General features: G+C 65.5%; 27 protein-coding genes and 1 tRNA gene. 11 read left to right on the top strand and 17 right to left on the bottom strand.

Translation table 11 applies throughout. The annotated features are described in order from the left end of the window. Nucleotides 1-40 precede the first annotated feature (40 nt). Both U1738_RS02040 and U1738_RS02045 read left to right on the top strand, forming a co-directional pair. Complete coding sequence (locus U1738_RS02040; protein WP_332787366.1) at nucleotides 41-853, top strand: SIMPL domain-containing protein; 813 nt, start codon at nucleotides 41-43, stop codon at nucleotides 851-853. Between the two features lie 58 nt (nucleotides 854-911). After that, nucleotides 912-1,805 (top strand): diacylglycerol/lipid kinase family protein, encoded by an 894-nt coding sequence (locus U1738_RS02045; protein WP_332787367.1) that lies wholly within the window; start codon nucleotides 912-914, stop codon nucleotides 1,803-1,805. Nucleotides 1,806-1,809: 4 nt separating this feature from the next. Here the strand turns inward: U1738_RS02045 and U1738_RS02050 are convergent, their stop codons facing one another. The 6 genes from U1738_RS02050 to U1738_RS02075 form a co-directional block, all read right to left on the bottom strand. After that, nucleotides 1,810-3,264, bottom strand: coding sequence for an MATE family efflux transporter (locus tag U1738_RS02050; protein ID WP_332787368.1), 1,455 nt, complete (start codon nucleotides 3,262-3,264; stop codon nucleotides 1,810-1,812). Nucleotides 3,265-3,387: 123 nt separating this feature from the next. After that, nucleotides 3,388-6,339 carry a valine--tRNA ligase gene (locus U1738_RS02055; RefSeq protein ID WP_332787369.1) on the bottom strand — a complete coding sequence of 984 codons (2,952 nt, stop codon included), beginning with the start codon at nucleotides 6,337-6,339 and terminating at the stop codon, nucleotides 3,388-3,390. A gap of 64 nt (nucleotides 6,340-6,403) precedes the next feature. Next, complete coding sequence (locus tag U1738_RS02060) at nucleotides 6,404-8,443, bottom strand: S9 family peptidase (protein ID WP_332787370.1); 2,040 nt, start codon at nucleotides 8,441-8,443, stop codon at nucleotides 6,404-6,406. A 269-nt stretch (nucleotides 8,444-8,712) separates the two neighbouring features. Further along, a complete protein-coding gene (locus U1738_RS02065; RefSeq protein ID WP_332787371.1) occupies nucleotides 8,713-9,261 on the bottom strand; it encodes a DUF2497 domain-containing protein in 549 nt (182 codons plus the stop codon). Between the two features lie 40 nt (nucleotides 9,262-9,301). Next, on the bottom strand, nucleotides 9,302-10,801 hold the full coding sequence (locus U1738_RS02070) for a TolC family outer membrane protein (protein WP_332787372.1): 1,500 nt from the start codon (nucleotides 10,799-10,801) through the stop codon (nucleotides 9,302-9,304). An 11-nt stretch (nucleotides 10,802-10,812) separates the two neighbouring features. Further along, nucleotides 10,813-11,481, bottom strand: coding sequence for a protein-L-isoaspartate O-methyltransferase family protein (locus U1738_RS02075; protein ID WP_332787373.1), 669 nt, complete (start codon nucleotides 11,479-11,481; stop codon nucleotides 10,813-10,815). Nucleotides 11,482-11,670: 189 nt separating this feature from the next. On the opposite strand from U1738_RS02075, the gene U1738_RS02080 reads away from it, so the two are divergent. Together U1738_RS02080 and U1738_RS02085 are read left to right on the top strand one after the other, a co-directional pair. Then, a tRNA-Cys gene (locus U1738_RS02080) sits at nucleotides 11,671-11,744 on the top strand. 54 nt (nucleotides 11,745-11,798) lie between these two features. After that, on the top strand, nucleotides 11,799-12,596 hold the full coding sequence (locus U1738_RS02085; RefSeq protein ID WP_332787374.1) for a hypothetical protein: 798 nt from the start codon (nucleotides 11,799-11,801) through the stop codon (nucleotides 12,594-12,596). Here U1738_RS02085 and U1738_RS02090 read toward each other — a convergent pair. Further along, nucleotides 12,593-13,021 carry a (deoxy)nucleoside triphosphate pyrophosphohydrolase gene (locus U1738_RS02090; RefSeq protein ID WP_332787375.1) on the bottom strand — a complete coding sequence of 143 codons (429 nt, stop codon included), beginning with the start codon at nucleotides 13,019-13,021 and terminating at the stop codon, nucleotides 12,593-12,595. The two genes, U1738_RS02085 and U1738_RS02090, sit on opposite strands and share 4 nt — an antisense overlap. An 80-nt stretch (nucleotides 13,022-13,101) precedes the next feature. On the opposite strand from U1738_RS02090, the gene U1738_RS02095 reads away from it, so the two are divergent. The 3 genes from U1738_RS02095 (at nucleotide 13,102) to U1738_RS02105 (ending at nucleotide 13,811) form a co-directional block, all read left to right on the top strand. Beyond that, nucleotides 13,102-13,269 (top strand): Flp family type IVb pilin, encoded by a 168-nt coding sequence (locus U1738_RS02095; RefSeq protein WP_332787376.1) that lies wholly within the window; start codon nucleotides 13,102-13,104, stop codon nucleotides 13,267-13,269. A 127-nt stretch (nucleotides 13,270-13,396) separates the two neighbouring features. Beyond that, entirely contained in the window at nucleotides 13,397-13,564 is a 168-nt protein-coding gene (locus tag U1738_RS02100; RefSeq protein ID WP_055779010.1) for a Flp family type IVb pilin, read from the top strand. Nucleotides 13,565-13,640: 76 nt separating this feature from the next. Beyond that, on the top strand, nucleotides 13,641-13,811 hold the full coding sequence (locus U1738_RS02105; protein WP_332787377.1) for a Flp family type IVb pilin: 171 nt from the start codon (nucleotides 13,641-13,643) through the stop codon (nucleotides 13,809-13,811). Between the two features lie 29 nt (nucleotides 13,812-13,840). Here U1738_RS02105 and U1738_RS02110 read toward each other — a convergent pair whose 3' ends face one another. The 4 genes from U1738_RS02110 to U1738_RS02125 form a co-directional block, all read right to left on the bottom strand. Next, entirely contained in the window at nucleotides 13,841-14,788 is a 948-nt protein-coding gene (locus U1738_RS02110) for an acetyl-CoA carboxylase carboxyltransferase subunit alpha (RefSeq protein ID WP_332787378.1), read from the bottom strand. A gap of 12 nt (nucleotides 14,789-14,800) precedes the next feature. Continuing rightward, nucleotides 14,801-15,736, bottom strand: coding sequence for a tyrosine recombinase (locus U1738_RS02115; protein ID WP_332787379.1), 936 nt, complete (start codon nucleotides 15,734-15,736; stop codon nucleotides 14,801-14,803). A 127-nt stretch (nucleotides 15,737-15,863) separates the two neighbouring features. Beyond that, nucleotides 15,864-17,696, bottom strand: coding sequence for a hypothetical protein (locus U1738_RS02120; RefSeq protein WP_332787380.1), 1,833 nt, complete (start codon nucleotides 17,694-17,696; stop codon nucleotides 15,864-15,866). Then, complete coding sequence (locus U1738_RS02125) at nucleotides 17,677-17,814, bottom strand: hypothetical protein (RefSeq protein ID WP_168371727.1); 138 nt, start codon at nucleotides 17,812-17,814, stop codon at nucleotides 17,677-17,679. Before U1738_RS02125 ends, U1738_RS02120 begins: the two co-directional genes overlap by 20 nt. Nucleotides 17,815-17,899: 85 nt before the next feature. Between U1738_RS02125 and U1738_RS02130 the strand changes: the two genes are divergently transcribed. From U1738_RS02130 to U1738_RS02145, 4 genes are read left to right on the top strand one after another with little or no spacing between them, the layout of a single operon-like run. After that, nucleotides 17,900-18,463, top strand: a complete 564-nt coding sequence (locus tag U1738_RS02130) for a shikimate kinase (protein WP_332787381.1) — start codon at nucleotides 17,900-17,902, stop codon at nucleotides 18,461-18,463. Further along, complete coding sequence (aroB, locus tag U1738_RS02135; RefSeq protein WP_332787382.1) at nucleotides 18,460-19,560, top strand: 3-dehydroquinate synthase; 1,101 nt, start codon at nucleotides 18,460-18,462, stop codon at nucleotides 19,558-19,560. The genes U1738_RS02130 and aroB overlap by 4 nt, the downstream gene beginning before the upstream one ends. Next, entirely contained in the window at nucleotides 19,561-19,719 is a 159-nt protein-coding gene (locus U1738_RS02140; RefSeq protein ID WP_332787383.1) for a DUF2256 domain-containing protein, read from the top strand. It begins immediately after the preceding gene. Between the two features lie 42 nt (nucleotides 19,720-19,761). Beyond that, entirely contained in the window at nucleotides 19,762-20,526 is a 765-nt protein-coding gene (locus U1738_RS02145) for a MerR family transcriptional regulator (protein WP_332787384.1), read from the top strand. 48 nt (nucleotides 20,527-20,574) lie between these two features. Here the strand turns inward: U1738_RS02145 and U1738_RS02150 are convergent, their stop codons facing one another. The 6 genes from U1738_RS02150 to U1738_RS02175 form a co-directional block, all read right to left on the bottom strand. Then, nucleotides 20,575-21,354, bottom strand: a complete 780-nt coding sequence (locus tag U1738_RS02150) for an SDR family oxidoreductase (protein WP_332787385.1) — start codon at nucleotides 21,352-21,354, stop codon at nucleotides 20,575-20,577. A 141-nt stretch (nucleotides 21,355-21,495) separates the two neighbouring features. Next, a complete protein-coding gene (locus U1738_RS02155) occupies nucleotides 21,496-21,828 on the bottom strand; it encodes a DUF423 domain-containing protein (protein WP_332787386.1) in 333 nt (110 codons plus the stop codon). Nucleotides 21,829-21,830: 2 nt separating this feature from the next. Next, on the bottom strand, nucleotides 21,831-22,199 hold the full coding sequence (locus U1738_RS02160; protein ID WP_332787387.1) for a diacylglycerol kinase: 369 nt from the start codon (nucleotides 22,197-22,199) through the stop codon (nucleotides 21,831-21,833). Beyond that, entirely contained in the window at nucleotides 22,196-23,974 is a 1,779-nt protein-coding gene (locus U1738_RS02165; protein ID WP_332787388.1) for a cation:proton antiporter domain-containing protein, read from the bottom strand. Before U1738_RS02165 ends, U1738_RS02160 begins: the two co-directional genes overlap by 4 nt. Then, nucleotides 23,974-24,411, bottom strand: a complete 438-nt coding sequence (locus U1738_RS02170) for an iron-sulfur cluster assembly scaffold protein (RefSeq protein ID WP_332788198.1) — start codon at nucleotides 24,409-24,411, stop codon at nucleotides 23,974-23,976. Before U1738_RS02170 ends, U1738_RS02165 begins: the two co-directional genes overlap by 1 nt. A 73-nt stretch (nucleotides 24,412-24,484) precedes the next feature. After that, complete coding sequence (locus U1738_RS02175) at nucleotides 24,485-25,042, bottom strand: CvpA family protein (RefSeq protein WP_332788199.1); 558 nt, start codon at nucleotides 25,040-25,042, stop codon at nucleotides 24,485-24,487. Nucleotides 25,043-25,066: the final 24 nt, after the last annotated feature.

A 25,066-nucleotide genomic window follows, 5' to 3' on the forward strand; every position in this document is an offset into this window, starting at 1 on the left:
TAATGTTGTATCATCTATATAATCTTGGGAGGGACGCGTAATGCGCACGAGCATATTCATCGTCATCTTGGCGGGCTTGCCATTCTCCGCCACGGCGCAGGACTTGGCGCGACCGAACACGATTTTGATTTCCGCATCGGGGAAAGCCGAGACCCCGCCTGATATCGCGACGCTGTCTTTGACGATGCGCGGCGAAGGAAAGACGCCCGATGCGGCGACCACCGCGCTCTCCGGCAAACAGAAGGCGGTTTTCGCCGGGTTGCAGAAGCTCGATCCGAAAATGATCGTCCGCACAGGCTCGGTGTCGATACGCGAAGTCCGCAAGGGTGATTGCAATGGCAGCATGGCGACCGACGCTATGACGATGATGGCCGATAATCTTGAAGCGATGGCCGACGAGATGGACACCGGAGGCAATAGCGGCTCATCGAAAGGCCCGTGCAGGATCGTCGGCGCTTTGGCTGAGACCAGAACGGAAATCGTCCTGACTTCGATCAAGGATGCCGGTACGGCCGTCGGTCTCGCCGGTCGGCTGGGCGCGGCCAGTGCCGAAATTCAGGGCTTCGGGTTGCGCGATCAGGCTCCGGCACTGCAGCGCGCCCTTTTCGAGGCGATGGCTAATGCCCGCGCCAAGGCGGAAATCGTCGCCAGAGCGAGCGGTGCGAAGCTGGGTGCGTTGGTTTCGGTGGTCGATGGGGATAGCAATATTCGCAACCGTTACGCCTCCGCACCGCAGGAAATGGTCCTGTACAACGCACCTCCGTCTCTCATGCAGCCGGTGGCCTTGGCGATCGCGCCAACGCCCGTCGAAACTACGGCGCAATTGGTCGTCTCGTTCGCCATCGAGAAATAGTGTTTGCCAACCATGAGCGTTACGCACCCGAAATCGTTTCGCGCGCGTTGAGCCGCGCATGACCGACACGATCACGTCCGCCGCGCTCATCATCAACACCAAGTCGCGCACCGGCCAAGCGCAGTTCGAGGCGACGTGCCAGGCGATGCAGTCGCTCGACTTCCCGGTCGATGCGCGCGCCGTGCCCGATCCGGCGCGGCTGGAGGACGAACTGCGCGATGCACTGTCCAAGAAGCCAGATCTGGTCATCCTCGGCGGCGGCGACGGGACGATCAGCGGGCTGGTCGATCTGCTCGTCGGGCAGGACGTGATTCTGGGCGTGCTGCCGCTCGGCACCGCCAACAGCTTCGCGCGCACGCTCGGCATTCCGCTCGATATTCCCGGCGCGGTGGAGGTGTTGCGCACCGGCGTGCCGCGCCGGATCGATCTTGGCATGATCGACGGCGATTATTTCGCCAATTGCGCCGCACTCGGCATCTCGCCGCAGATCGCGCAGACGGTTCCCCACGGGCTGAAGAAGGTGTTCGGGCGGATCGGCTATCTCGCTTGGGCGAGCTACCAATTCACCCGCTTCAAGCCTTTCACCCTGATCGTCGGCGAAGGGCCGACCGCAGAGCGGCTGCGCGTGGTCGAGGTGCGCATCTCGAACGGGCCGTATCATGGCGGCACCGAACTGGTCGATGCGGCGGCGGTCGATTCGGGCGAGATCGTGGTGCAGGCGGTGGTCGGCCATGTGAAGCGCCGGCTGGTCAAGAACTGGGCGGCGAGCTTCTTCCGGCACGAATCACGGCACGAGGATACGCGCGATTTCCACGGCAAATCCCTGCGCATCGATACCGAACCGAGGATGCCGATCTCGATCGACGGCGAGGTGCTGGCGAAGACGCCGGTGACGGCGAAGGTCGCCGCGGGGATCATCCGGGTGATGGCCCCCGCCCCGCTCCCCGTCTGAACGCCTACCCCGTGGGCTGCAATCGACCCGCCGGTTCGGCTACGGTGTGCGCATGTTCCTCGCAATCGCCATCGTCGGGCACCGCCATCGTCTGCGTGCGCCAGGTGCCGCGACGATAGAACCAGATCGCCAGCGCCAGTGACACGACCGAGCTGATCGGGAACGACCACCAGATCGCATCCCCGCCCATGATCGGTCGCGCCGCCAGCGCGAAGCCGATCCGCACCGGGAACATCGCGATGGTCAGGATGATCAGCGGTGCCAGCGTCGCACCGTTCGCGCGTACGGTGGCGAAGAACACCATCGACGCGCCGAACAGCACGAACGTCCAGCTGCTGATCAACTGGATGTGTCGCGCGATCGGGATCGCCGGGCTCTCCGCGCCGATGAACAATGCCATCACCGGGCGATCGAACAGGATGATGGCGCCGATCACCACGATGGTGACGATCGTGTTGTAGCGGATGCCGGCCCAGGTGATCGCATCGACCCGGTCCCAGCGCCCCGCGCCGATATTCTGCGCCGCCATGCTGCTGACCGCGACGCCGATCGCCATCGCCGGCATCTGGATATAGGTCCACAATTGTTGCGACACGGCATAGGCCGCCGCCGTTTCCACGCCCAGGCGATTGATCAGCCCGACCATCGCCAGCCCGGCGGTGGACATGACCAGCATCTGCGCGCCCATCGGCAGGCCCTTGGCGACGATCGTGCGGACAAGCGCGCGGGACGGGAGCACATAGCGCAACTCGGCACCGCGCAGCCGGATCGGCAGATCGCGGGCATAGACATAGAAGATCAGCCCCAGCGTGGAGACGATTGCCGCGACCAGGGTGGCGGTGGCCGAACCGGCGATGCCCATCTTCGGAAACGGCCCGATCCCCGCGATCAGCAGCGGGTTGAGCGATGCGTCCACCACCACGCTTAGTACCATGAACCAGAGCGGCGTCACCGAATCGCCGGTGCCGCGCAGGCCCATCTGCACCAGCACGCCGAGCATCGACAACGGCAGGCCGAGGAAGATGACGCGCAGATAGGCGAGCGCCAGCGGCTGAGCCTCCGCCGGAGTGGCGAGCAGATGCAGGATTCCCGGCGCGAACACCCATCCGGCCAGCGAAATCGCCACCGCCCCGCCGACCACAAGCCCCATCGCCGATCCGAACGCCCGCCGCGCGGCTTCGATATCGCCGCGCCCGACCGACTGGCCGATCAGGATCGTCGCCGCCATGCCGAACCCGAACACGAGCGAGAACATCAGGAACATGATGATGTTGGCATTGCTTGTCGCCGCCAGCGCACCTTCGCCGAGGAAACGCCCGACCCAGATCGAATTGATCGACCCGTTCAGCGATTGCAGGATGTTCGAAGCGAGCGTCGGCAACGCGAAGGCGAGCAACGTCGCACCGATCGGGCCGGTGGTGAGATCGCGCTGGCGCTTTTGTGTAGGGGCGATCGTCATCTCATCCCGCCAATTCGGCTTTCCCCGTCACCCCGGCGCAGGCCGGGGTCTCCGGGAGGCGTGCGTGACGCTCGCCCCATGGCGATCCCGGCCTACGCCGGGATGACGGATGTGGGGAAGCGATCAACCCAACCGCGCCAGCGCCGCGCCGAGCCGTTCGGCCTCGGCCGCCTTGTCGGCATGATCGGCACGCGCCTTCTCCACCGCTTCCGGCTTGGCGCGCTCGACGAAGCTCGCATTGCCGAGCCGGCCAGCGAGCGCATCGCGCTCCTTCTCGGCGGCCGCGATGCCCTTGGTAAGTCGAGCGCGTTCGGCATCGAGATCGACCACGCCTTCGAGCGGAACATAATACACTTCATCATCATGAACGATCTGAACCGTCGCGCCTTGGCGCGCGCTCACGCCCGGTTTGAAGCGCGCCAGCCGTTCCAATTCAGGGAGGAACATCGAAAGTCTTTTCTTCGTGTCTTCGCGAGCATCCGGAATAACAAAATCGATTTTCAAACCCGGCGGAATGCTTAACTCGGCCCGCGCCGCCCGCACTTCGCTGACGAGGCGGATCAGCCAATCCACTTCCTTCGCCGCCTCCGGGTCGATCGCCCGCGCATCCGCTATCGGCCATTTCGCGACGATCAGATCATAGTCGCGCGGCCCCATCTTGGACCACAATTCCTCTGTGATGAACGGCATGAACGGGTGGAGCAGCACGAGCAACTGATCGAGCACCCAGCCCGCCACCGCGCGCGTCTCGTCCGCTTCCGGGCCGCTCGCCGGGGCATCCATCTGGCCGAGCACCGGCTTGATGAGTTCGATATACCAGTCGCAGAAGCGGCTCCAGCCGAACTGGTAGATCGCGTTCGCCGCGCCATCGAAGCGGTAATCGGCCAATGCCAGATCCACCGCCTGCACCGCCTGGATCGTCTCGGCGATGATCCAGCGATTCACCGCCAGTTCGGCCTTTGGTGCTTCCAGATGCTGGCTCGCGACGATGCCGTTCGACTGGCAGAAGCGCGCCGCGTTCCACAGCTTCGTCGCGAAGTTGCGATAGCCCTCGACGCGTTTTTCATCCATTTTGATGTCGCGGCCCTGGCTCTCCATCGCCGCCATGAAGAAGCGCAGCGCATCCGCGCCGTACTGATCGATCAGCCCAAGCGGATCGACCGTATTGCCCTTCGACTTGGACATCTTCGACCCATCCGCCGCGCGGACCAGGCCGTGCAGGTAGAGCGTGCGGAATGGCACGTCTTTCATGAAGTGGATGCCCTGCATCATCATGCGGGCGTCCCAAAAAAACAGGATGTCGAAGCCGGAGATCAGCACGTCGTTGGGGTAGCGGCCGTGGAGCGTGTTCTTCTCAAGCCCCTCCCCTTCAGGGGAGAGGTTGGGGTGGGGCAGTCCGGCGAGCTGACCTCTCTGCGAGGCATCCCCCACCCCTTGCCCCTCCCCTGAAGGGGAGGGGTTAGAGGAGAGGTCATCCGGCCAGCCCATCGTCGCGAACGGCCAGAGCGCGGAGGAGAACCACGTGTCGAGGACGTCGGGATCCTGGAACAGCAAGATTTTTTCACGCTGCTGTTTCGCGGCAGCCACTATCTCATCAGTTAGATTCTCAGCGTCGTGGTCGCCAATCTGCACATTACTCGAACCGTATTTTTTCTCAGCAAGTTTGATCGCCTCAGCTTCCGTCTCCGCGACGAAGCATTCTCGCTGGAGTCCGGTTACAGCTTCATTGCCAAAAACATATGCGAGCTCGCCATTGCTTTGAATTGCAGGCCCAAACCAAGCCGGTATCCGGTGCCCCCACCACAATTGGCGAGACACGCACCAGGGCTGAATCCCTTCCATCCAGTTGAAGAACGTCTTCTCCCAGGTCTTCGGCACGATCTTGATCGCGCCGCTCCGCACCGCGTCGATCGCGGGCTGCGCCAAAGTCGCCGCATCGACATACCATTGGTCGGTCAACCAAGGCTCGATCACCACGCCGGAGCGGTCGCCATAGGGCGTCTGGATCGTGCGCGGTTCGGAATCGTGTTCCTCGCCGTCCTTGTCGATGTGCGGTACGAGGAAACCCTCGTCCTTCAGCCGCGCGACGACCGCCTTGCGCGCCTCCGCCGTCGTCAGGCCGAGCAACTCCGCCGGGATCAGCCCGTCCGAAACCTGCACGACCTGCGCCTTGGCATCGAGCATGTTGAGCATCTCGCCCGCCTTCATGCCGGCACGCTTGCCCACTTCGAAATCGTTGAAGTCATGCCCCGGCGTGATCTTCACCGCGCCCGAGCCAAGCTCCGGATCGGCATGATCGTCGGTCACGATCGGGATCAGGCGGCCGGTGATCGGCAGGCGCACTTTCTTGCCAACCAACGCCGTGTAGCGATCGTCCTTCTCGTTCACCGCCACGCCCATGTCGGCAAGCATCGTCTCGGGCCGCGTCGTCGCGACCTCGATAAAGCCCGAACCGTCTTCCAGCGGATAGCGCAGCTTCCAGAACTGCCCCTTGATTTCGCGCGTTTCGACCTCGAGATCGCTGATCGCGGTGCCGAGGCCCGGATCCCAGTTCACCAGCCTTTTGTCGCGATACAGCAAGCCCTGCTTGTGCAAATCGACGAACACTTTCAGCACGGCCTTCGAAAAGCCCGGGTCCATCGTGAAGCGTTCGTTCTTCCAGTCCATCGAGCAGCCGAGACGGCGGAGCTGTGCGGTAATCGTGCCGCCGCTCTCCTCCTTCCACGCCCAGACCTTCTCGACGAACTGCTCGCGCGTGTAATTGGTGCGCTTGTCCTGAGCGGCGTTCAACTGCCGCTCGACCACCATCTGCGTCGCGATGCCGGCATGGTCGGTGCCGACCACCCACAGAGCATCCTTACCCTGCAATCGCGCGTGGCGCGCGAGGATGTCCTGCAGCGTATTGTCCAGCGCATGGCCGATATGCAGGTTGCCGGTGACGTTGGGCGGCGGATTGACGATCGTCCACGGCTCCGCGCCGGGGCGGTCGGGGCGGAACTTGTCGGTCGCCTCCCAATGCGCATACCAGCGCGATTCGATTTCGGCGGGGTCGAAGGTTTTGGGGAGTTCGGTCATGCTTGGGCTTTACCCAAGCACTTCTTGTCCGTCACCCCCGCGAAGGCGGGGGTGACGGACAAGGTCATTTCTTCGCGGTATACGTCCCCATCCAGCCCAGCACTTCGCGATACCATTGCCGCGAGTTCTTCGGCTTCAGCACCCAATGGTTCTCGCTCGGGTTGACCAGCAGGCGCGAGGGGATGCCACGGCGTTGCAGCGCGGTGAAGGTCGCCAGGCCCTGAGTGTAGGGAATGCGGAAATCCTTTTCGCCGGTGATCACCAGCATCGGCGTCTTCCACGCGGTGACGTAATTGACCGGGTTCCACTTCTCGAACGCCTGCGCGTCTTCGAAATAGGCCTTGCCGCCATGTTCCCACTCGTCGAACCACAATTCCTCGGTTTCGTAGGCCATCGCGCGCGCATCGAACACGCCGTCATGCTGCACGATGCACTTGAAGCGATCGGGCCACTGTCCTTCGAACCAGTTCATCATGTAGCCGCCGTAGGACGCGCCGAGCGCGCAGGCATTGTCGGCATCGAGCCAGGCGAATTTCGTCGTCGCCGCCTTGAGGCCCTTTTGCAGATCCTCCAGCGGCCAGCCGCCCCAATTGTTGCGGATCGCATCGGTGAACGCCTGTCCGTATCCGGTGGAACCATGGAAATCGACCGCGACCAGACCATAGCCCGCGCCCGCGAACACCGCAGGGTTCCAGCGATACGACCAGCTATTGTTGCTAGATCCCTGCGGCCCGCCGTGCACCATATAGGCGATCGGAACCTTGCCGCTGCTGCCATACGGCTTCACGGCATAGCCCCAGACGGTGTCGTTGTTGGCACCGGCGAAGCTGAACCGCGTGACGGTCGGCAGGTCGATCCCGGCCAGCTTCTCGGCGTTGACCGAGGTCAGGCGCGTCGTGCGCTTGCCGTCGAGGCGGTAGAAATCGTCCGGCGCGGTCAGGCTGTTCAGCGCGAAGACGATCCCCTTGGCGGTCGGCGTTACGCCCGAGACATGACCCTGCTGCGTGAGCCGCGTGACCTTGCCGGTCGCGGCGGCGACGGCGAAAGCGGGCGTTTCCTGTACGTCGTCGGCGGTGACGTAGATCGTCTTGCTATCGTTGCTCCAAGCGATCGACCCGACCGAGCGATCCCACGCTTGCGTCAGCGGGCGGACCTGCCCGGTGGCAAGATCGCGCAGCATCAGCACCTGGCGATCGGCTTCGTAGCCGGCACGCGCCATCGCGACATAAGCGAGGCTGCGGCCGTCCGGCGACACCGTCGGCAGGGTATCCGTTCCGCGATTGGCGGCCGTCAAATTCACCGGCGGAGTCGATCCGTCGGCGGGTGCGGCGAAGATGTCGAGATTGGTCGATAGCGGCTCGATCCGCCCCGCCTCGCGCAGTGCGAAATAGACCGTCCGGCCATCCGCGCTCCACGACACTTCCTCGCCGCCGCCCGAAGGCTTGGACGGCGCATCGCCGATCAGCGTCTTCTCGATCGCCACGCCGTCGCCCGGCGCGCCATCCGGCCCGAGCGGCAGGACGAACAATTGCGACCGCGTGCCATCCGCCCACGTATCCCAGTGGCGCACGAACAATTGGTCATAGGTGCGCCCCTGCCCCGCATTCGGATCCTTCTTGATCATCGCGGGGGCAAGGCTCGGCGCGCCGGGCAGGCGGTCGGCCCAGACGAGGATCTTGTCACCGGTCGGCGCGACCTTGAAGCCGCCGAAGCCGCCCTGGAACCCGGTCAGCTTCTTCGCGGCACTACCGTCGATGCCGATCGACCAGATCGCGTCGTCGCCGCCCTTGTCGGACTGGAAATAGACCGTGCGGCCATCGGCGGAGAGCTGCGGCGCGGTTTCGTTGACATCGGCTTCCGCGGCGAGCTTCTCGGGCGTGGCACCCTTGCGCGACAGATCGAGCCGCCAGAGATCGTACCGCCCCTTGTCGGCGGCGAGATCAGTCTCGCGCTGCTGCCAGACGAGCCAACGCCCGTCCTTCGACACATCAGGCGACGAGGCGCGCGACAACATCGTCAAATCGTCGATGGTGAGTTGACGGGCAGCGGCAGGCGTTGCGGCTATAGCGATGGCGAGCATGCTCGCGGACAGGATCCTCTTCATGGCCGGAAGTGATAGGCCAGTTTCCGCTATCGGAGCAACGGCCTGCTTTTTATACGCTGGCGAAGAGGTGATCGACGCTCAGCCACCCTTTGGACTTCCCCGGCGAAGGCCGGGGCCCGGTCGGGAGACAGCAGTAATCAAGTGCCGAACGTTGTTACATCGACCTGCGCGACTGGGCCCCGGCCTCCGCCGGGGAAGCGTCATTTTTGAGGGAGAAGTAGCACCGAACTATCCAGCGGCGGCAGTGACCTCCACCGACCGCCAACCAATCAATGCTGGCCAGTGATCCGAGCGATTTCCTTGGCCACCATCTGCTCGACCAGACCGGGCAGCTTGGCGTCGAGCCAGTCGCGCAGCATCGGGCGCAGCATCTCGCGGACCAGCGCCTCGAGCGTATCGGAACCGCTGACCTCAGGCTTCACGACCATGCGCGACAGGGCTTCGAGCGGCCCACGGGTCGCCTGCGTCGCCTGCACGGAAATGATCGAATCGGCGATCGCTGCAGGAGCTTCGGCCTTCGGTGCCGCCGGAACCGGAACGGGCGGCTCGACACTTACCGGCTCCACCCGGGCCTGCTCGACTGGGGCAGGAACGATCCGCTCCGGCACGGCCGCGCGCACCGGCTCGCTCAGTTCCAGAATCTCGTCATGGCTGAAATCGTCGATATCGGCGCGCGGGATCGGCAAGGGCGCACGCGGCGCGGCAGCAGCACGGCGCGAACTGCGCGCGGCAACCGCAGCATCGCCTTCCTCGGCGATGATGCGTTTGATCGACGAGAGGATGTCCTCCATCGAAGGTTCGGCGCTGATATCCCCCATCGATCGACCCTCGACGCACGGCATCGCGGTTTCGCGATGCTTAACGCGGCGTTCCTGCGGGATTTGCAACGTCCCTGTCAACCGGCGTGTCTAGAATCGGATCGAGCGGCTTGGTCACCTCCGCGCCCTGCGCCTTGGTGTCGCGCGTCGTGGTCGCCTGCGGCACAGGCTCGGGATCGGAACCCCAGTCGGACAATTTATGCCGCACGCGCTTGTAATTGACCACCGGATCGTAGAGCGCGCCGCCGTCCAGCCCCAAGTCCCGCGCCTCCGCGCGCCCCATCGCCGCCTGCAACGCAAACCGCGCGACATACGCATCGCGCCGCGCCGTCACCAACGTGACCTGCGAATTGAGCAATTCCTGCTCGGCGTTCAGGATGTCGAGAATCGTGCGGTTGCCCACGCTGTTCTCGGCGCGCACGCCCTCCAGCGACAGGCGGTTGGCGTTTACCGCCACTTCGGACGAGGCGATCACCTCCTCCGACGATTTCCACACCGCATAGGCCGATCGCGTGTTGGCGATCACCTGGCGCTCCGCCTCGGTCACCTGCTCGATCGCCTGGCCACGCCGTTCCTGCGCCTGACGGACCTGCGCCGCCGGACGCCCGCCCTGATACAGCGGCAGGGTAAGGCCTAGGCCGACCGTTGCGGCCGTGCCGCTCTGCGGAATCGACTGCCCGGTGCTCGAACCGAGCGAACCGAGATAATTATAATAATTGCCGCCGACATTGGCGCTCAGCCGTGGAAGGCGCGCCGCGCGCGCAGTCCCCTCGTCGAAGCGCGCCGCATCGCGCGCCTTTTCGGCGGCCAGCAAGGCCGGATTGTTCTTGATCGCGACCTCGACCGCCGTATCGGGGTCGGTCGGGCTATCGGGCACCGGCGGTGGCGTCTCCAGCGAGCCCGGCGCGTTGCCGATCAGGCGGATATAGCTTTCGCGGCTGGAGATCAGCCGCGCTTCGGCGGTCTGCAACTGGCTGCGCGCCACGGCCAGACGGGCCTGCGACTGCGCCACGTCGGTGCGCGTCAGATCGCCAACCTGGAAGCGATCGCTGCTCGCCTGCAGGTTGACGTCCAGCACGCGCACGTTCTGCCGGTTGAGCGAGACGATCGCCTCGTCGCGGATCACGTCCATATACGCGCCGACGACGGCGGTGAAGAGCTGCGATTCGGTGTTGCGCAGGCCGAAGCGGCTCTGTTCGACACGCACTTCCGCGGCCTTCACCGCATTGCGCACCGCGCCGCCGGCATAGATCGGCACCGAAAAGGTCGTCTGCCCGGTCGCCTGACGCGCAGGCGCAAGGAAGCTGTTCTGCGCATTCACGACGTTCTCGGTGTAATTGCCCGAGACGTTCAGCGACGGCAGCCCCTGCGACCGCGCGATCGGCACGTTCTCGTCGATCGCGCGGACATTGGCGCGATCCGCCGACAGGGTCGGGTTGGTGTTGTACGCCTTCAGCAACGCCTCTTTCAGCGTTTCGGCCATGGCGGGCGCCGCGACCATCGTCAGCGCGCTACCCAGCAGCAGATATGTCCGGCGCATCAACGGGTCTTTCAGAAGGTGAAGGATTTCGCGAGCGCGAAACCGGGCAGAGGAACGCAATCGATATCCGCGAACGGCAGCAGCGCGAAGCCGCCCGCCGTCTTGCGCCCGGATGCTAGCCGCGTGACGCCGCGATCGGCCACGCCGCCGACGACACGTCCACCGGTCGCGACCTGGGCGACCAGCGCGTCGGGAATGCTCTCTACCGCGCCGTCGATGAACAATACGTCAAAGGGGCCGCCTTCGGCATGACCGGCCTGGAGCGGACCTTCGACCAAAGTAACCTTGGGCGACCCGACCAAAGCGGTGCGCGCTAGTGCGGCCAGCGCGGGATCGCTCTCCACCGCCGTCACCGAGGCGACGATCTCAGCCAGCACCGCGGCAGTGTAGCCACCCGCAGCGCCGATCAACAGCACGCGGTCGGTCGCCTGCAACACCGCTTCGGTCAGCATCCGGCCGGTGGCGATCGGCACGTTCTGGAAGCGGCCCCGGCCCAACGGCAGCGCGGTATCGCGGTACGCCATGTCCTGCGCCTCGACCGGCAGGTAATCCTCACGCGGCACGCGGGCCATCGCCGCGACGACGCGAGCGTCGCTCACCGCATTGGTGCGCAACTGGCTGGCCACCATCGCGTGGCGCATCGCCACCTGTCCGTCCGAATCGATCGTGTTGAGTTTCATGCCGCCGCCCTTACTTCGACCTTCATCGCATAGCTGTTTTAGCCATGCAATACACTTGTTCCGTTTCGCGGCTTGTATCGTGCCGTGGGGCGCACGCCAAGCGACGCCGTGACAAATAGAATATCGCAGAATCGCACGAATGGTTGACAGCAGCGCCGCACCGCCGCATTTCGCCGCCTCGCTCGTCGAGGCCCGATGGCGGAGTGGTGACGTAGAGGACTGCAAATCCTCGCACCCGGGTTCGATTCCCGGTCGGGCCTCCAGCGATCGATCCGCGCTGACATACTTACGTTACGGGTCCAGGCCACATCCGCACAATGCAGCCGACGTCCATTGCGCCCCAGGCGGACCCACCTTATTCATCGGGCTATCGCTCGGCGTCGGATCGCCGCCGCGCGACCGGGCTGGCGTTCGCGATCATCGCGCATCTGCTGGTGTTGTTGGTGATGCTGCGGCTTGCCCCGTCCGTGACGCACAAGGTGGAGGAGAAACCGCCCACCACCTTTACGCTGACCGAGGTGCCGAACCCCGCCCCCACGCCCGGCCCCGCGACACCCAAGGTCGACAAGGCGCGTGAGACCGATCGCGGATCGCCGCCCAAGGCACCACCCGAACCGCCCAAGCCCCCGGCACCGCCGGTGACGCCACCCAAGCCGATCGAACTCCCCCAGTTGATCGGCGGCAAGGACATGTTCAACGCCGTCGGCACCGCCCTGTCGCGCCCCGGTCGTGACGGTGATGGCGATGGCCAGGCGGTGGCCGGCAAGGATAGCGGATCGGCCTATGGCCCCGGATCCGGCCCGGGCGGCGAGCGGCTGTACAATGCGGAATGGTATCGCGAACCGTCGAACGCCGAGTTGAACGGCTATCTTCCGCCGCGCGTGCAACCTGGCTGGGGCCTGATCGCCTGCAAGACGATCGAGAATTACCATGTCGAGAATTGTCGCGCGCTGGACGAATCGCCGCTCGGCTCGGGACTGGCGCGCGCATTCCGCCAGGCGGCGTGGCAATTCCGCGTCCGCCCGCCGCGCGTGGGCGGCAAGGAGCAGATCGGGGCGTGGGTCAGCATCCGCATCACCCTGATGGATGGCGGACAGGTCACGACCGGGCGCTAGAGTAACCGCTCCAGCGTGTCGATGAACGGCGCATCGGCCGGCGGCATGTCCAGCCCGCGCATCTCCGCCAGCGTGACCCATTTGAGCGCCACGGCGTCCAGCGCGGCCGGTTCGCCGATCCAGTCGCGGCAGACATACAGCAACAGCAAGAGATGCTTTCCACCAAGTGGCTCGCTGGCAAACGTAGCAGGCGTCAAAGCCGCCGCATCGACCTTGATACCCAACTCCTCCGCCAGCTCTCGCACCAGCGCCGCCTCGGGCGTTTCGCCGGATTCGACCTTGCCGCCCGGGAATTCCCACAAGCCCGCCATCTGCTTGCCCGGCGGGCGCTGCTGGACGAGCACCCGGCCGGACGCATCGACCAGCGCCGCCGCGACCACCGGGAACAGGCTGGTCGCCACGATTTGGTCGGACCTATTCGTCATTCATTAACGCTCCAGAACTAGATTTCGCATTCAGATGTACTCGGTCCGGGGCGCGCAACCGAATGTTCACACGATTCCTCATGCGGCTGGCCCGCGACCGCAAGGGCGGTACGGCGATCGAGTACGGTCTGATCCTGTCCCTCGTCGTCATCACGATGATCGCCGCCTTTGTCGAGGTCGCGAATTCGACGGTCGGCATGTGGGGCAACGTGAACACCAAGATGGAACGCGCCCGCAACGGGCAATAAGTTCCAAGCGCCCGAAAATATTTTCCGTCTTTAAGTTTTCCTCAACCCTGCCCGCCTAAATCTTAATGCGTCGATGCCGGTTCTCCGGTTCGGCCGGGTGACTGAAGACTGAAACTGGAGACCGAAAATGCAGAAGATTCGCAACTTCATCAAGAATTCCAAGGGCGCAACCGCAATCGAGTACGGCCTGATTGCCGCTCTGATCGCCGTCGCCGCCATCGCTGCCATGCAGGGTCTGGGCAACCAGCTGAAGACCACGTTCGGCAACGTCTCGTCGAACATGAAGGCTTCGTAAGCTTCTAAAGCTTATCGAAGTTCGGGGGCGGCGAAACTTTGGTTTCGTCGCCCCTTTTCTTGTCCAGGGGTGGATAATGATACACTTCATCTTGAGCGCGTTGCGCAATACGCGCGGCGCAACAGCGATCGAATACGGCCTGATCGCCGCACTGATCGCGGTCGCGGCCATCGCCGCCATGCAAGGTCTCGGCAATCGCCTGAAGACCACGTTCGGCAATGTTTCGTCGAATATGAAAGCGAGCTGAAGCTCCAGTTGGCGTAAAGGGCCGGTGCGTTACAGCCGGCCCATCGCCAAAAACTTCTCGCGCCGATCGCGGCGCAATGCGACCTCGTCCAGGCCGGCCAGGCCGCCCAAAGCATTCTGGATCGCATCGCCCAGCGTGGCGATCGCCTTGGCCGGATCGCGGTGCGCCCCACCCAACGGTTCCGGCACGATCGTGTCGATCACACCCAGACCCTTCAGATCCTGCGCCGTCACCTTCATCGCCTCGGCCGCGTCCGGTGCCTTGTCGGCGGTGCGCCACAGGATCGAAGCGCAACCCTCGGGCGAGATCACCGAATAGACGGCATGTTCGAACATCAGCACGCGATTACCCGCCGCCAGCGCGATCGCGCCGCCCGAACCGCCCTCACCCACCACCGCCGCGACCATCGGCACGCCGAGCGACAGGCACGTCTCGGTCGAACGCGCGATCGCCTCGGCTTGCCCGCGCTCCTCGGCCTGCACACCGGGGAACGCGCCCGACGTATCGACCAACGTCACGACCGGCAGGCCGAAACGGTCGGCCAATTCCATCAGGCGGATGGCCTTCCGGTATCCCTCGGGCTTGCCCATGCCGAAATTGTGACGGAGGCGGCTGGCGGTATCGTCGCCCTTTTCATGGCCGATCACCATCACACGCGTGCCGCGAAACATCGCGAAGCCGCCGAGGATCGCCTGATCGTCACCGAACGCGCGGTCGCCGGCCAGCAGCGTGAAATCGTCGAACAGCCCGGCGACGTAATCCTTGAAGTGCGGCCGCTCGCCGTGACGGGCTACCTGGGTCTTCTGCCACGGCGTCAGCCGCGCATAGGTATCGCGCAGGGCCTTGTCGGACTTTGCCTGCAACTTGGCGATTTCCGCGTCGATATCGACTGTGCCGTCGGCGGCGGTTTCGCGCAGTTCGTCGATCCGCCCCTGCAGTTCGGCGATGGGTTTTTCGAAATCGAGAAAGCTTGCCATAGCGCCGGGCGGTTAAGCCCCCTGCTTGCCGACGTCAACGCGTGGCGGCTTCGGACGGTCTCCGCCAGTGCGATCGTTGAGCGGATGCCGTTCGTTGACCAACGCGACCAGCCGGGCGCTGTCGATGTGCGTATAGATTTCCGTCGTCGCGATATCGGCATGACCCAGCATGGATTGCAGCGCGCGCAGATCCGCCCCACCCTCCAGCAGATGCGTTGCGAAGGCATGGCGCAGGACGTGCGGGGAGACGCGTTCGGGCGGGATGCCCGCCTCCGCCGCCAGCCCCTTCAACAACTGATACAGCCGCACCCGCGACAGATACGCCTTGCCCGACGGGAACAGCCACGCCCGGTCGACCGCGACATAGGCCCGCCATGCCGCCACCGCCGCCCGCGCGCGATCGGAAATCGGCACCAGCCGCTCGCGCCCACCCTTGCCGCGCAGAATCAGATACGGCCGGTCGGGCGAGATCGCGTTGCGCGGCAGCGAGACCAATTCGGTCGCGCGCAGCCCCGATCCGTAGAGCAACTCCACCAAAGCCGCGAGCCGCAGGTCGTTAGGGTCGGGCGGGTCGCGGGCGATCCTGCCGGCGATGGCGGCGAACAGCCGATCCACATCGGCATGGTCCAGCGTCTTGGGCAGCGCGCGCTGCGCCCCCGGTCGCGGCAACGCTCCACCGGGATCGTCCGGTCGGATCCCCTCATCGGCCAGGAACGCGAAGAACCGCCGCAGCGCCGCAGATTTCCGCGCCACGCTGGAGCGCGACAGGTCCAGCCAATGCTCGCCCAGACGCGACAGATCAGGGGCGGACGCCTCGCCCAGCCGATATTCGAGAAATTCCGACGCCAGCGCCAGATCGCTGCGATACGCCGCGATCGTGTTCTTCGCCGCGCCCGCTTCGGCTGCCATCATTTCCAGGAACCGCTCGATCAGCGCGCGGTCGTTCATACGAAGCCCCTCCCCTTCAGGGGAGGGGTTGGGGTGGGGCCTATCCGCGAGTCCCAAGCAAGGAATTTGCGGCACGGCCCCACCCCAAACCCTCCCCTGAAGGGGAAGGGCTTAAGAAAGGCGGCGGTCAAAGCCGCGCGATCGCCTCGGCGGCGATCATCCGCGCCTGTCCGCCCAGGCCCACGGCGCGCATGGCGGAGATCGTGCGATACAATACTTCCGGCGGCACCCCGCGCCACTGCGTCGTCTGCATGCCTGTCGCGGCCAGCAGCACCACCAGACCCGGCTGGTTGTTCCGCGCCGCCCGGTCGATCGCCTGCGTCCAGCTATTCTCCGCACCGATCCTGACCCCCAGCGATTCGGCTCCGCTCGAGATATCCTCGCGCGACAGCCGCCCCAGCCCGGCGAGCCCCGCGAACAGCATGCGCCGCTTCAGTCCGTCCGAATCGTCCTTGCCCGAATAGCCGTTGACATCGCCCATCGTGTAGCGCGCGCCCAGATCGAGGTCGGCCAGCGCCAGCATCGCCCAGGCGTCGCCACCCTTGTCCGCCTTGCCCGACCAGCGCAGCGCGGAGCGATCGAGCCCCGCCGACAGCATCGCCTTCACCAGCCGGTCGACATCCGCACCCTCGGTGTCCAGCGGCAGGCGCGCCGCCGCCCGCGCCGTGAGGATCAGCCGCGCATAGCGCCCGTCCGCCGTCTTCGGTTCGTCCCACAGGCCGGTGAGCGCCGTCATCCGCTCGGCGCGCGTGCCGGCCGAATAGGCCGTGCGCAAATCGCGTGCGATGCCCAGTTCGGCGCTCGCCTGATCGTCGTCATTGTCGAGCGCACCGTACAGATCGACCATCGCCGCGTTCGACAGCACGCCCCGCGCCGCCGCATAATCCGCCGGCGCGATCCGCGCCCGCACGTCGACCATCGGCGACAGGGCCCGCCACGCCTGTACGCGCGGATTGACCGTCGCGATCAGCGTGTCCGGAATATCGGTGCCGCTGGCCAACGCCATGCCGATGCGCCACGCGGTCAATTGCTCGACCGAATCCCATTCGATCGTCACCGCCTGCCGCCCGCGCGCGCCCATCCCGGCGACCTTCTTGGCCAACAGCATGTCGATCCCGCGCGCCGCACCGGCCTTCTCGTTGGCCGCCAGCAATTGCGTCGCCGGTTGCCCGGCCAGTGCGGCGCAGATGCTCTTGGCGACCACCCAACCACGCTCGCGTGCGACCGCCGCCGCTTTGTCCGCCACCGGGCAGAACGCGCCCGGATCGCCCGTCGCCAGACCCGCCTGCATCAGCGCATTGTACAGCTTGGGCGTATAATTCTCCGGATCCACGCTTTGCGCGACCGCCCGGCCGGAAACCGATTCGCCCATCCGCACCAGCAGCCAGGCGCGCTCGGCGGCGAAATCCGCGCCGTTGACGCGCGCCGGCGTGTCGAGCCGCGAGACCAATGTCTTGCGCAGCGCCATCGACAGCCAGCGCGACGCGATCGGCGCGTTCAGCCGCCGCATCAATTCCTCGACGTAAATCCCGTCCACGCCACGAAAAGCATCGGGCGCAAGCGCACCCTGTTGCGGCCCGGCCACGCCGACCGTGTCGAGCGAGCGGTGCGCCGACAATGCTCGCGCATAGGCCTCTGCGGCGCGCACGGCAGCGGCGGCCTGCGCATCGGCCAGCACTGCGGCGACCACCGGATCGACCACCTCACCATCCACCGCCGCAGGCGTCGCGCCGGGCAAAGGAGTCGGCGCGGGCGTCGGTGCCGCTGCGGGTCGACCCAGCGTCGCGGGGTTGAGCGTCAGTCCGCCGGGCGATGTCGGGCGCGGGCGCGGTGTCGCGGGATCGTTGAAACCGGGCGGCAGCAGCGATTCGGGGCTGTCCTGCCCCAGCGCAGGAATTCCTGCGCCGATCAGGCAGACGGCAATGGCGAGGCGCGCGCTGTTAGTTCGAGAGATTCGCAAGCGGCACCACTTTCTCCACGCGCACCGGGGACTTTTCATGCGCCATGCCGGACAGCACGAACAATCCGCCCACCACCACGACCAGAATGACGACGAGCGTGACGACCAAGCGAGACATGACAAAACCCTGTACGAACGAAGGACGAAGCGGCGCGCCATAGTCTTTTGCCGCAGACGCGGGGCCGCTGTATAGCCCCGGCGCGATGTTGCAAAGCCATCCTCCTTCGGACCCGGGGTCCACCACCCCTCCGCCGCCCCATGCCGGGCGCCCGATCGTGCTCGTCGGGCTGATGGGCGCGGGCAAATCCACCGTCGGCCGCCGCCTCGCCGCACGCCTGCACCTGCCCTTCGTCGATGCCGATAACGAGATCGAGACGGCGGCCGGCATGTCGGTCAGCGATATCTTCGAACGGTTCGGCGAGGCGCATTTCAGGGACGGCGAACGCCGCGTGATCGCGCGCTTGTTCGATGGCACGCGCAAGGTGATCGCGACCGGCGGCGGGGCGTTCATCAACGATGACACGCGCGCGCTGATCCTCGAACAGGCGGTGGCGATCTGGCTCGATGCCGATGCCGCCGTGCTCGCCGAACGCGTGCGCCGCCGCGACACCCGCCCTTTGCTGCGCGGGAAGGATCCACGCGCCGTGCTGATGGAATTGGCCCGCGTCCGCAATCCGTTCTACGCGCTGGCCCCGATTCGCATCGCCAGCAACCAGGCACCGCACGACCACACCGTTTCCGCCATCCTGAAAGCTCTCGGACTATGACCGTCATCCCCGTCGCTCTGGGCGATCGCAGCTATGACGTCATCGTCGAGAACGGCCTGCTCGCACGCGCCGGCGAGCATCTCGCCCCGCTGTCGCGCGGGCGCACGATGGCGATCGTCACCGACGAAAACCTGCTGCCCCATCTCTCCACCCTACAAACCTCCCTCACCGCCTCCGGCGTCGCGAGCGAGGCCATTGTCCTGCCGCCGGGCGAGGGCAGCAAGAGCTGGGCGATGCTTGAGACGCTGACCGACCGGTTGCTCGATCTCGGCGTGGAACGCGGCGATCATGTCATCGCACTCGGCGGCGGCGTGATCGGCGATCTGGTCGGGTTCGCCTGTTCCATCCTCAAGCGCGGCTGCGGCTTCGTGCAGATCCCGACGACCTTGCTGGCACAGGTCGATTCGTCGGTCGGCGGCAAGACCGCGATCAATTCGCGCGCCGGCAAGAATCTGGTCGGCGCGTTTCATCAACCGGCGCTGGTGCTGGTCGATCCGACGACGCTAGACACCCTGCCCGCCCGACAGGTCCGCGCCGGCTATGCCGAAGTGGTGAAATACGGCCTGATCGACGATCCCGACTTCTTCGCCTGGTGCGAAGCGAACGCCGCCGCCCTGCTGGCGGGCGACACCGAGGCGCGGACCTACGCGATCGGCCACAGCATCGCCGCCAAGGCCCGCATCGTCGGCGAGGACGAATTCGAAACCACCGGTCGCCGTGCCTTGCTCAACCTTGGCCATACCTTCGGCCATGCGCTGGAGGCCGAAGCCGGTTTCTCCGATCGCCTGCTTCACGGCGAAGGCGTCGCGGCGGGCATGGCGCTGGCTTATGGCTTCTCGGCGACACAGGGCATTGCCCCCGCCGCCGACGCGGATCGCGTGACTGCCCATCTGCGCACGATAGGCCTGCCCGACGGACTGGCGGCGGCGGGCAGCACGGATAGCGGGGAGACGCTGGTCGCGCACATGATGCACGATAAGAAGATGTCCGCCGGCACGCTGCCATTCCTGCTCGCGAAGGGTATCGGCCAGACCTATGTCGACAAGACGGTCGATCTGAAGGCCGTTGCTCGCTTCCTCGATGCCCAACCCCGCTAAGTGCCGCGCGGCGTCGCCAAGGCGAACCTTCCGACAAAGATATGTCCGGTCTGCCAGCGCCCCTTCGCCTGGCGCAAGAAATGGGAACGCGACTGGGACAGCGTGATCTATTGCTCCGAACGCTGCCGCCGAACGGGCAAGGCCAGCCCTGACAAATAGCGCTTGAAGTTGACCTAACGTCATCCGCTAGGGGTGATTCGCATGGACAGTCTAGACACAGCCGACGTCGCGAAACGCACCGGGCTCACCGCGCGTGCGCTGCGATTTTACGAGGCGCGCGGGCTGGTGCAGCCGCTGCGCACCGCGAATGGCCGCCGCTGCTACGGCGCCGGAGAACTGGCGCGGCTCACCGCGATCGTCGCGCTGAAACGAGCCGGCTTCACGCTGGCCGCGATCCAGCGACTGCTTGCCGGGCGCGAGACCGATCTCGGCCGCCTCGTCGCCGCGCAGATCGCCGAGGTCGATGCCCGTGCCGCCGATCTCGCAGATACGCGCGCTTTACTGTCCACCGTGATGTCCCGCATCGATCGCGGCGAGCCGATCGACGTCGCGATCCTCTGCTCGCTGATTTCGAAGGGAAACACGACAATGGAACACGATAATTGGAAGGCGATCAGCGACCGTTACCTATCCGACGAGGCGAAGGACGATTTCGCCGCTTCGCTTCCGAAGATGCCGGCCGATTTCGATCAGACGGCCTATTCCGCCAAGTGGGACGACTTAACCGGCCGGATAGAAGCCGCCCTGCCGATGGATCCGAAGTCGGCCCAGGCGCAGGCCTTCTACGCCGAATGGATCGCGCTGCTTGCTCCGTTCACCGCCGTCGCGAGCCCGGCGATGATGCAGGGCGTCGGCAAGATGTATGACGGCATGCACAATTGGCAGGACGAACAGAAGCCGCCCTTCTCGGCGGAGGTGTGGGCGTTCATCAAATCGGCCGGCCCCGCTCGGGTGGCGCAGGGCTAGCCCTAGCGAGCGGGCCGTTCTGCGATAACGCGGAACGGCCCGCTCATATCATCCCGGCGTTGCGGCAGACCCGGCGAGCAGCCCCCCGTCGATCGAGAGTTCCGCCCCGGTGATGTACGTCGCTTCATCCGACGCCAGCAGCACGGCGATCGCCGCGACTTCCTCGGGCAGGCCGAAGCGCTTGAGCGGCGTGTCCGCCACCAGCGCATGCATCCGGGCCTCGCGATCCGCGCCGGTGCCGAGCATCGGTTCCCAGATCGGTGTCAGGATCGCCGCCGGATGGATCGAATTGCACCGGATCGTCCAGCCCTGTTGCGCGCAATACAGCGCGACGCTCTTGCTGTGGTTGCGCACAGCCGCCTTGGACGACGCGTAAGCCGCCGCCATCGGAATGCCGACCAGCCCCGATCGCGACGAGATGTTGATGATCGATCCCGTCCCTCGCGCCTTCATCGCGCCGATCGCATAGCGGCAGCCGAGGAACGTGCCGTCGAGGTTGACGCGATGCACCGCGCGCCAATCCTCCAGATCGGCATGTTCGGGATCGTGCGCGACCGCACCGTCCTCGAACCCAGTGATCCCGGCATTGTTGACCACGACATCTGCGCGCGGGACCTGCCCCGCCAGACGGTTCCAGTCCGCCTCCTCGCGCACGTCCAGCGGCTCGAAGCGGCAACCGATCCCCTCGGCGGCGGCCCGCCCCGCATCTTTATCGCGGTCGGTAAGGATCACTTCGCCACCCTCGGCATGAAAGGCGGCGGCAATCGCACGTCCGATCCCGCGCGCCGCGCCGGTAACGACGCAGGTCTTTCCATTCAATCTTGGCATATCAGTCTCGAAACCAGAGTCCGGATCGGCGGAATATAGTCCGCCGGCTGAAAGGTTTGCCGCTTCAGCGGTGACGCTGGATCATGTCGAGAACTCCGAACTATGCCCACGGTTTAAAGGCGAGATACTACCAGGGCAAGGCTAGCCCCGCGCGCCACTCCACGCCAGCCACAACCACCCGCCGATCAGCAGCGCCCCGCCGATCGGCGTCACAGCGCCCAACCAGCGTGGCAGGCCCAGCGCCATCAGATATAGCGATACCCCAAAAATCGCCCCGCCCGCCAAAAACAGCACCGCCGGCCCCTTAGCCTCGAGCCGCAGGGCCACCAGCGCCGCAACCGCGTGGATCAGTTGATATTGCCCACCGGTCTTCAGCCAATCCGCCGCTTCGCCAATAGCGCCATGCGCACCGAACGCCCCCGCCCCGACCGCCAGCGCGCCGGACAGGCCGGCCAGGATCACGATCCAGTTCACGTTCAATGCCCCATCAGGCGCGGCCAGTGATCGACCACCATTGCCGCCGCCACCACGATCGCGCCGACGCTCACCGCCAGCACGGCCCCCGCCACCATATCCTTTACCGCCTTGATCTCGGGATGCAGGTCCGGATGCAACAGATCGGCCAGCGCCTCGATCGCCGAATTAACCAGTTCGATCGCCACCACCAGCGCGCAGATCAGCGCGACGATCGCCCACCAGATCGGCTCCGGACGCAGCACCAGCAAGATCAGCCCCGCCAGCGCGACCATCAGCGTGTGCGCACGAAAACTGCGCTCACGCTTGAACGCCGCGCACCAGCCGGCGAACGCGAAGCCGGTCCGCTCGATCAGCGATCGGTTCTTCATTTGCCGCCCCCTCCGATCCCGGTATCCGGCCGGGCATCCTGCGTGATGATCCGGTCGCGCGCCGCACGCAGATCGCCGGTTTCGTATTGCGCCTTCAGCCGTTCCTTGTCGCGGGCGCGATAATGCTCCTCGCTGCGGTTGATCTCGCTATCGTCGACGCCGATGCTCTTCATCGCCATCCGCGCCATTTTTACCGCCGATTCCATCACCTCGCGCACCACCCCATCGACATGCGCACCCTTCAACTTCAGCAAAGACCGTCGATCGAACGCGCGCACGAAGATTGCCGCCTTGGGAAAAGACTCATGCACCCCGTCGATCAGCTCGGCGCTCAACTGGTCGCCATCGGTGCAGAACATGATCAGTTCCGCCTCGCCAGCACCTGCCTGACGCAACAGGTCCATCCGCGTCCCGTCGCCATAATAGACTTTCGCACCGAAGCCGCTGGCGACGTCGATCATCTCGATATCGGTGTCGATCAGCGTCACCGGAATCCCTTGCGCGATCAGCATCTGCGCCACCGTCTGGCCGAAGCGGCCATAGCCGACGATCAGCGCATTGGCACCGTCCGCCACCGGCCCCTCGCGGTCGCTGCTATCCACCGGCTGGGCGCGGATGCGGCGGGTGATCGTCATCAGGAACGGCGTGGTCGCCATGGACAGCGTGATGATCGCGCCGAACAGGCTCGCCGCCTCGGGTTTGATCAGCAGCGCGTTCTGCGCCTGCGCGAACAATACGAAACCGAATTCGCCGCCCTGGCTGAGCAACAGCCCCAGTGCCAGCGCACCGCGCCATGGCATCCGGAACGCCATGCCGATGCCGAAGATGATCACCGCCTTGGTCGCGATCAGCGCGAGCGCCATACCGGCGACGAACAGCGGCCGTTCGGCGATCGCATGCAGATCGAGCATCATGCCGATCGCGAGAAAGAACAGGCCGAGCAGGATGGAGCGGAACGGCTCGACATCCGCTTCCAGTTCGTGCCGGTACGGGCTGTCGGCCAGCATCACGCCGGCGACGAACGCGCCCAGAGCCGTCGACAACCCCAACGCCTCCATGATCGCCGCACTGGCGATGACCGTGAACAGACCGGCGAACACGAACATCTCTCGCTCGCCCATATTGCCGATGATGCGGAACAGCGGGCGCAGGATGAAACGCCCCGCGACGATCAGCCCGCCGACCGCCAGCACCGTATAGATGAACAGCAGCCAGCCCGGCGGCCCGTTCGCATCGGCCGGATTGCGCGACATCACCGCGACGATCGTGATCAGCGGCACGATCGACAAATCCTGAAACAGCAGGATCGAAAACGCCCGCTCACCGAACGGCGTGCGCATGCGCCCGGCCGATTGCAGCATCGGCAACACCTGCGCGGTCGAGGACAAAGCGAGCGGCAGGCCCAGCGCCAGCGCCGCCGCAATCGAGCTATGCGTCGCGAACAGGACGACCGCCGATACAGCAGCGCCGCACAGCACAACCTGCAACAGCCCGAGCCCGAAAATCTCCTGCTTCATCCGCCACAACCGGCTGGGGTTCAGTTCCAGCCCTACGATGAACAACAGCAAAGTGATGCCGAGTTCGGCCACCCCGATCTTCGATTCCGCGTCCCCCACCAAACCCAGCACGTGCGGCCCCACAACGGCACCCGCGACGAGATAGCCCAGGGTCGCACCCAGGCCGAGCCGCCGGAACAGCAGCACGAAGACCAGCCCGAACCCGAGCAGCACCACGCCATCACGCAGCAGGGAAACGGCATCACCGGCGTCGTGCATCAGGCGGTCCCGTCTTTTGCGGCGGCAAGTGCGGCGGCTTCGGCGGCGGCCTCGAACGCCAGTCGGATCGAGGCGTGGCGCGCGCTATGGCTCAGCGCGGGCGTGAACAGGTCGAACCCCGGCCAATCGGGCAACGGCCCCTCGCCCGCCAGCCACGCCGCGACCGCATCGCGCGCTTCGGCCAGTTCTCCGGGCGATTTCCCGATTACGTCCGCCGATAGCAAAGACGAAGATGCCTGCCCCAACGCACAGGCCCGCACCAGCATCCCGACCGCGCCCACCCGACCGTCCGGCCCGAGATCGATATCCACCGTCACGCGACTTCCGCAGATCGGCGAGCGTTTCTCGGACGTGCCCATCGGATCGGCGAGACGCTCCTGATATGGTATCGTCGCGGCAAGGCGCAGGATTTCGGTATTGTAGAGCGGCGCATTCATTCCCGCGATGTAGGCGACATTGCGCGTCGGCACACCCCCAAAGCGTTCTGCCGCAAAGCGTTGTGGCATCGCCTCAGGACGAATTGTTGTCCGCAGTGCCGCCGGCATCATGCGGCCCGAACACCGGCAGACCCTTGCGTCGCCGATCGACGAAATCGGCGATGCTCGCGCTGGTGGCATTGAGCAACGGATAGGTCTGCGAGTCCTTCAACCATAGCGGACGCCGGGACGGCCCGCCACTCATCGTGTCGGTCACCAGCACGACGAGCAGGAAGACGAGGCTCGACATGATCAACCCCTTGATCGCGCCGAAACCGAAGCCGAGCGCACGATCCAGTGGCCCGAGGATCGAGGTCCGGGTGCGCGATCCCAGCGCGTTCGCCACCATCCGCCCGCCGAAATAGGTCAGCCCGGCCAGGATCGCGAACGCCAGCACCGCGGCGCCCGAAACCGTCCCCACCACGCCCGACAGCGCGGAGGCGAGCGGCGTGTGGAACAGCTTCACCACGAACACGATCGCCACCCAGGCGAACAGCGACAGCACCTCTGCCACGAAGCCGCGCATCAGCCCCATGATCGCAGACCCCAGCACGGCGATCAGGACGAGGATGTCGAGTGCGGAAAGTCCCATCATATGTCCCAAAGCCCCCGCCGC

Origin of the sequence: Parasphingomonas caseinilytica, assembly GCF_036663755.1 — a bacterium.
GTDB lineage: Bacteria > Pseudomonadota > Alphaproteobacteria > Sphingomonadales > Sphingomonadaceae > Sphingomonas.

What these genes read in the sequence shown, in the direction of transcription:
- U1738_RS02165 (WP_332787388.1), bottom strand. Translation starts at nt 23,974, where the DNA reads ATGCACGACGCCGGTGATGCCGTTTCCCTGCTGCGTGATGGCGTGGTG.
- U1738_RS02170 (WP_332788198.1), bottom strand. Translation starts at nt 24,411, where the DNA reads ATGAATGCGCCGCTCTACAATACCGAAATCCTGCGCCTTGCCGCGACG.
- U1738_RS02105 (WP_332787377.1), top strand. Translation starts at nt 13,641, where the DNA reads ATGATACACTTCATCTTGAGCGCGTTGCGCAATACGCGCGGCGCAACA.
- U1738_RS02085 (WP_332787374.1), top strand. Translation starts at nt 11,799, where the DNA reads ATGCAGCCGACGTCCATTGCGCCCCAGGCGGACCCACCTTATTCATCG.
- U1738_RS02060 (WP_332787370.1), bottom strand. Translation starts at nt 8,443, where the DNA reads ATGAAGAGGATCCTGTCCGCGAGCATGCTCGCCATCGCTATAGCCGCA.
- U1738_RS02175 (WP_332788199.1), bottom strand. Translation starts at nt 25,042, where the DNA reads ATGGGACTTTCCGCACTCGACATCCTCGTCCTGATCGCCGTGCTGGGG.
- U1738_RS02095 (WP_332787376.1), top strand. Translation starts at nt 13,102, where the DNA reads ATGCGGCTGGCCCGCGACCGCAAGGGCGGTACGGCGATCGAGTACGGT.
- U1738_RS02050 (WP_332787368.1), bottom strand. Translation starts at nt 3,264, where the DNA reads ATGACGATCGCCCCTACACAAAAGCGCCAGCGCGATCTCACCACCGGC.
- aroB (WP_332787382.1), top strand. Translation starts at nt 18,460, where the DNA reads ATGACCGTCATCCCCGTCGCTCTGGGCGATCGCAGCTATGACGTCATC.
- U1738_RS02145 (WP_332787384.1), top strand. Translation starts at nt 19,762, where the DNA reads ATGGACAGTCTAGACACAGCCGACGTCGCGAAACGCACCGGGCTCACC.
- U1738_RS02150 (WP_332787385.1), bottom strand. Translation starts at nt 21,354, where the DNA reads ATGCCAAGATTGAATGGAAAGACCTGCGTCGTTACCGGCGCGGCGCGC.
- U1738_RS02065 (WP_332787371.1), bottom strand. Translation starts at nt 9,261, where the DNA reads ATGGGGGATATCAGCGCCGAACCTTCGATGGAGGACATCCTCTCGTCG.
- U1738_RS02110 (WP_332787378.1), bottom strand. Translation starts at nt 14,788, where the DNA reads ATGGCAAGCTTTCTCGATTTCGAAAAACCCATCGCCGAACTGCAGGGG.
- U1738_RS02125 (WP_168371727.1), bottom strand. Translation starts at nt 17,814, where the DNA reads ATGTCTCGCTTGGTCGTCACGCTCGTCGTCATTCTGGTCGTGGTGGTG.
- U1738_RS02075 (WP_332787373.1), bottom strand. Translation starts at nt 11,481, where the DNA reads ATGAAACTCAACACGATCGATTCGGACGGACAGGTGGCGATGCGCCAC.
- U1738_RS02040 (WP_332787366.1), top strand. Translation starts at nt 41, where the DNA reads ATGCGCACGAGCATATTCATCGTCATCTTGGCGGGCTTGCCATTCTCC.
- U1738_RS02045 (WP_332787367.1), top strand. Translation starts at nt 912, where the DNA reads ATGACCGACACGATCACGTCCGCCGCGCTCATCATCAACACCAAGTCG.
- U1738_RS02100 (WP_055779010.1), top strand. Translation starts at nt 13,397, where the DNA reads ATGCAGAAGATTCGCAACTTCATCAAGAATTCCAAGGGCGCAACCGCA.
- U1738_RS02070 (WP_332787372.1), bottom strand. Translation starts at nt 10,801, where the DNA reads ATGCGCCGGACATATCTGCTGCTGGGTAGCGCGCTGACGATGGTCGCG.
- U1738_RS02130 (WP_332787381.1), top strand. Translation starts at nt 17,900, where the DNA reads ATGTTGCAAAGCCATCCTCCTTCGGACCCGGGGTCCACCACCCCTCCG.
- U1738_RS02160 (WP_332787387.1), bottom strand. Translation starts at nt 22,199, where the DNA reads ATGAAGAACCGATCGCTGATCGAGCGGACCGGCTTCGCGTTCGCCGGC.
- U1738_RS02115 (WP_332787379.1), bottom strand. Translation starts at nt 15,736, where the DNA reads ATGAACGACCGCGCGCTGATCGAGCGGTTCCTGGAAATGATGGCAGCC.
- U1738_RS02055 (WP_332787369.1), bottom strand. Translation starts at nt 6,339, where the DNA reads ATGACCGAACTCCCCAAAACCTTCGACCCCGCCGAAATCGAATCGCGC.
- U1738_RS02090 (WP_332787375.1), bottom strand. Translation starts at nt 13,021, where the DNA reads ATGACGAATAGGTCCGACCAAATCGTGGCGACCAGCCTGTTCCCGGTG.